This is a genomic window from Streptomyces tremellae (assembly GCF_039540215.1).
In the GTDB taxonomy this organism is placed as follows: Bacteria; Actinomycetota; Actinomycetes; order Streptomycetales; family Streptomycetaceae; genus Streptomyces; species Streptomyces tremellae.
In genome coordinates, this window is the sequence record NZ_BAABEP010000163.1 from 1 (window position 1) to 691 (window position 691).

Sequence of the window (691 nt, forward strand, 5' to 3'; positions counted from 1 at the left end):
ACCGCCTCCGCGCGGCCCAGCGGGCCCACGTCCTCCAGCAGCTGGCGCACATAGCCGTGCAGGTCGTTCCGCAGCGCCTGGGGGTCTCGCCGGCTGTGGTACCCGGCCAGCGCACGATTCAGCCGCCGCCCGAAGTCCGACACCTCACGCGCCACCCGACTGCGCGGATTCACACCACCGTGCGGCACACCACTGCGCGAGGAACCGCCCGCCTGGTCGGCGACGGCCTCCGACGTTGCCTCGGTGCCGCCCTGGTGCGCCGTCTCGGTGGCCGGGCGCTGCGGCGGGGGCAGCATCTCCTTGCTCACGCTGGCGCCGCCGAGCAGCCCGGCGGCGACGCGTCCGGCGAGCAGCCGGTAGTCCGCTGCGACGTCCGCCTCGGTCTTCAGCGGCGGAAGGTGGGGGCGCAGGTCGCTCAGGGCCGGGTCGTCGTGCATCAACTGCCGGTAGGCGTTGTAGACCGTCGCTATGTCCTGGCGCACCTGCGTACTGCCGCCACGGCCCGGCACCCCGAGCAGGCGGTCGTCGTTGGTGGCGGCGATCGAGGCGAGGTCCATGAAGTACGAGTCGAGGACGTCGGACACGTCACGGGAGCCGAAGCCGGCGGACGCACGTGCCTGCTGGAGCACGACACGCGCCATGTCGACCACCGCCTGCCGGTACACCTCGTACCGCGCGTTGCCCTGGATCG

The 691-nt window shown here is 72.8% G+C and carries 1 protein-coding gene; it reads right to left on the reverse strand.

Annotated features, from left to right (window positions below; translation table 11 throughout):
- On the reverse strand, window positions 1–691 hold a 691-nt coding region (locus ABEA77_RS33825; protein WP_345655986.1), incomplete at both ends, for a hypothetical protein.